This is a genomic window from Mesorhizobium sp. M1A.F.Ca.IN.020.06.1.1 (assembly GCF_004023265.1).
Taxonomy (GTDB): Bacteria; Pseudomonadota; Alphaproteobacteria; order Rhizobiales; family Rhizobiaceae; genus Mesorhizobium.
Genome location: NZ_RZSR01000541.1, coordinates 1 through 4,110, shown reverse-complemented (window position 1 = coordinate 4,110; position 4,110 = coordinate 1). Strand labels below are relative to the sequence as shown.

Annotated in this window: 4 protein-coding genes; 1 reads left to right on the top strand and 3 read right to left on the bottom strand. The window is 64.1% G+C overall.

All coding sequences use genetic code 11. The features are described from left to right. The first annotated feature begins 64 nt into the window (after positions 1–64). Complete coding sequence (locus EOA60_RS21820; RefSeq protein WP_095824006.1) at positions 65–1,177, top strand: GTP-binding protein; 1,113 nt, start codon at positions 65–67, stop codon at positions 1,175–1,177. 19 nt (positions 1,178–1,196) lie between these two features. Here EOA60_RS21820 and EOA60_RS21815 read toward each other — a convergent pair whose 3' ends face one another. From EOA60_RS21815 to EOA60_RS21805, 3 genes are all read right to left on the bottom strand, one after another. Then, positions 1,197–1,436 (bottom strand): sulfurtransferase TusA family protein, encoded by a 240-nt coding sequence (locus EOA60_RS21815; RefSeq protein WP_067319197.1) that lies wholly within the window; start codon positions 1,434–1,436, stop codon positions 1,197–1,199. A 12-nt stretch (positions 1,437–1,448) separates the two neighbouring features. Then, complete coding sequence (locus EOA60_RS21810) at positions 1,449–2,768, bottom strand: murein L,D-transpeptidase family protein (RefSeq protein ID WP_095824004.1); 1,320 nt, start codon at positions 2,766–2,768, stop codon at positions 1,449–1,451. Positions 2,769–3,068: 300 nt separating this feature from the next. Continuing rightward, the gene (locus tag EOA60_RS21805; RefSeq protein WP_067319192.1) at positions 3,069–4,019 is read right to left on the bottom strand and encodes an acetyl-CoA carboxylase carboxyltransferase subunit alpha; all 951 of its coding nucleotides are present in this window, start codon (positions 4,017–4,019) and stop codon (positions 3,069–3,071) included. Between the last annotated feature and the right edge of the window lie 91 nt (positions 4,020–4,110).

Below are 4,110 nucleotides of genomic sequence, written 5' to 3'. Positions count from 1 at the left end.
CACCCGCCGCAACCGCTGCCGCTGCAGCGCAGGGGGATCAGCCGGCCAAGGCGGCAAACTCGCCATGACCGGGCGCAGCGGCTTTCCCATACCCGTCTCGGTGCTCACCGGCTTTCTCGGGGCCGGCAAGACGACGCTGCTCAACCGGTTGCTCAAGGATCCGGCGCTTGCCGACACAGCCGTCATCATCAACGAGTTCGGCGAGGTGGCGATCGACCATCTGCTCGTCGAGCAAGCCTCAGACGGCATCATCCAGCTTTCCGACGGCTGCCTTTGCTGCACGGTGCGCGGCGAACTCGTCGATACGCTGGCCGACCTCGTCGACCGGCTGCAGACCGGACGCATCGCCAGGCTGGCCCGGGTCGTGGTCGAAACCACCGGCCTTGCCGATCCTGCACCGGTGCTGCAGTCGATCATGGCGCATCCGGCGCTGGTGCAGGCTTTCCGGCTCGACGGCGTCATCGCGCTGGTCGACGGCGTCAACGGGGCGGCCACGCTGGATGGCCATGTCGAGGCGGTGAAGCAGGCGGCAGTCGCCGACCGCATCGTGCTGACCAAGACCGATCTCACCGAGGCAAGCGACGTCGAGGCCCTGCGGGCGCGACTTCATCAGATAAATCCGAGCGCGGTCCTTCTCGACGTCAATGACCCCGCTACCGGGGCAGCGTCGCTTTTCGATTGCGGCCTCTACAATCCCGAAACCAAGAGCGCCGACGTGCGGCGCTGGCTCGGAGAGGAGGCGGCGCATGATCATCATCACCACGACGATGGTCATGATCACGCCTCCCATCATCACGACCACCGCCACGACGGCCGCGTGCGCTCCCACTCGCTCGTCCATGACGGGCCGGTGCCGTTCTCGGCGATCGAGATGTTCCTCGATTTGTTGCGCTCGACGCATGGCGAGAAACTGCTGCGCATGAAGGGCGTCATCGAACTTCAGGAGGATCCGTCACGGCCGCTGGTGATCCACGGCGTGCAGAAGATCCTGCATCCGCCGGCCAGGCTGCCGTCATGGCCGGACGGACGGCGCGGCACGCGGCTGGTGCTGATCACGCTCGACATGCCGGAAGATTATGTCCAGCGGCTGTTTTCCGCCTTCACCAACAAGCCGTCGATCGACACGCCCGACCGGGCGGCGCTCGAGGCCAATCCGCTGGCGATCGCCGGGCTGTAGCTGCAGAGGTCCGATTGGCCTATGCCGCGCCGCCGCGCTCGACCAGGAAGCGATGGCCGCCGTCGACCGCCGCCGTCTCGATCAGCTGATGGCCGGCATCGGCGCAGAAGGCCGGAATGTCGATCACGGCCAGCGGGTCGGTGGTTTCCAGCCACAGACGGCTGCCAGGCCGCATCGCGGCCAGACGCTTGCGCGCCTTCAGCACCGGCAGCGGGCAGTTCAGCCCCTTCAGATCGTAGGTAGCGGCGGACCAGGCCAAGATCGAGAAATCTCAGCCGCCGAACATGCCGAGCAGTTTCTTCTTCAGCTTCGAGACCGTGCCTTCGTCGGCACTTGCCGCCTGCTGCGTTTCCGGCACCGGTTGCGCGGAAGCCGCCTCGACGCCCGCGGTGACCACCGGCTGCTGAGCCGCCTGCTTGGCGGCTTCCTTTTCGGCCAGAGCCTGCGCCTTGGCGGCCGCCTTTTCAGCCTGCGCTTGCGCCTTCGCGGCCTTGGCCGCCTCGATCGCCGCAAGCCGCTGCTCCTCGGCCTTGCGCTTGGCCTCCTTCTCCGCGTCGAGCGCGGCCATCTTGCGGCCGAGCGGGGAATCGATGCGGCCCATCCGCGTCGTCTCGGTTACCGAGCCGTCCGCATTCATCGACGGCGGGTCGATCGGCACGCGCTCGCCGCGGGCGCGGCGCTTGGACCAGTCGGAAACGATGCTAGCTTCCTTGATGCCGGCGATGGCCGGCTTAGGCGGTAGTATGCTTCCCTTGACCGCGGCGTTGAAGGCGGCGTCGTAGCGCTTTTCGTAGTCGGCGTAGGCCGTTTTCAACGAATCAGGCTGTGTCATTGCCGGGCAGGGGCCTGTCGGGTCGAAAGTGGCGCCTTCGGGCGCTGCCTGATTGAAGACGTAGCGCTTCTCGCAGACGTCGACTTTCGGCGGCACCTTGGTGATCTCGAAATTGTCGTAGCCGACCTTCAGCATCTTCCAGAACTCGTAGTTCGGGTCGTTGCGGTAGCGCGCCATGTTGGCGGCGGTCATGCGGAACGGGAAGGCCTGGATCTGGAACTCGGTCTGGCCGCCCTGGAAGGCATCGCGGCCGAAAGCATAGATCTGCTCGATCTGGGCATCGGTCATCGAATAGCAGCCGGACGAGGAGCAGGCGCCGTGCACCATCAGATTGGAGCCGGTGCGGCCGTTGGCCCTGTCATAGGCGTTGGGATAGCCGATGTTGAAGGACAGATGGTAGTTCGAGCGCGGGTTCATCTGCGACGGACGCACCGTGTAGAAGCCTTCCGGCGCCTGGCGGTCGCCCTCGGTGTATTTGGGGCCGAGCTTGCCCGACCATTTGCAGATGTCGTAGGTGGCGACGAGATCGTAGCGGCCGTTGGTCTTGGCCTTCCAGATCTCCAGCTTGCCTTCTTCCTTGAAGATGCGCGCCATCACCGAGGAGGTGCGCACCATGCCCTTGGCCTTCATGTCGGCGAGGATCTTATCCGGCAGGGGCTTGTTGGCCTCCGGCGCAAAATCCTTCATCGACGAATCATTGCAGCCGGCGATGCCTATCGCGGCGACAAGGACTCCGGTGCGGGCAAGCTTGGCAAACATCGATACGGCTTTGTCTTTTCTCTCAGGCCAACGGCCTCGGCATGGCCGGCCCGCAGGCTCAACACCAATGGACCGTAAGCCCGTTAACCTTGAAAATTCCTTACCGCAAGCAATAGCCAACCCCTCGCGGATATTTTCATTGAGCCGAATGCGGCGGCATTTTTGTGGCGAAATTGTTAATCGCCGCCATAGTTGCGGCGAACGGCCGAATTAAACGGGTGGCGCTGGGGCAGACTCACGTGCTTTGTTTTCATGCATGTCGTTTTCGCAAAACCACTGCACAGTTTTGCGCGACATGCATTAAAGGCTGCGGCCCATCGCTAAATATTTCTCGCGGCGCTGCTCGCGGAAATCGGTGTTGGCGCCGGCAAAGTCCTTCATCGTCTTGGCGATCAGATCGCCGGTGGCGGCAATCACCGTTTCCGGCGCACGCTGGGCGCCGCCCATCGGCTCGGGAACGATGGCATCGATGATCTTCATTTCGAGAAGATCCTGGGCGGTGATCTTCATGTTGGTCGCCGCGTCCTTGGAACGGGTGGTGTCGCGCCAAAGAATAGAGGCCGCGCCCTCGGGCGAGATCACCGAATAGATGGCATGCTCAAGCATGTAGACGCGGTTGGCGGTGGCGATCGCGATGGCGCCGCCGGAGCCGCCTTCGCCGATGACCACCGAGATCGACGGCACTTTGAGCGCTAGGCAGGCTGAGGTCGAGCGCGCAATGGCCTCGGCCTGACCGCGTTCCTCGGCGCCGACGCCGGGATAGGCGCCGGCGGTGTCGACCAGCGTCAAAAGCGGGATCTTGAAGCGGTCGGCAAGCTCCATCAGCCGAACCGCCTTGCGGTATCCCTCGGGCCGTACCGAACCAAAATTGTGCTTGATGCGGCTTGCCGTGTCGGAGCCCTTCTCCTGGCCGATCACCGCCACCGGCTCGCCGCGGAAACGGGCAAAACCGCCGACGATCGCCTGGTCGTCGCCGAAATTGCGGTCACCGGCCAACGGCGTGAAATCGCTGAACAAGCCCTTGATGTAGTCGAGGCAGTGCGGCCGGTCCGGATGGCGGGCCACCTGGACCTTCTGCCAAGGGGTGAGCGCCTTGTAGAGATCGCGCAGCGCATCGCGCGAACGCTTCTCCAGCCTGCCGATCTCGTCGGCGACATCGACCGCCTCGCCGTTCTCCGCGAGCTTCTTCAGCTCAAGGATCTTGAGTTCCAGATCCTGCACCGGCTTTTCGAAATCGAGGTAATTATACATGCTGGGGCGGACCGATCCGTCGGAAGGCAATGGCTGGCGGAACCCTGGAAATGCTGGCTCCGGGCGGTGGAACGTCGCCCTCACATAGCGG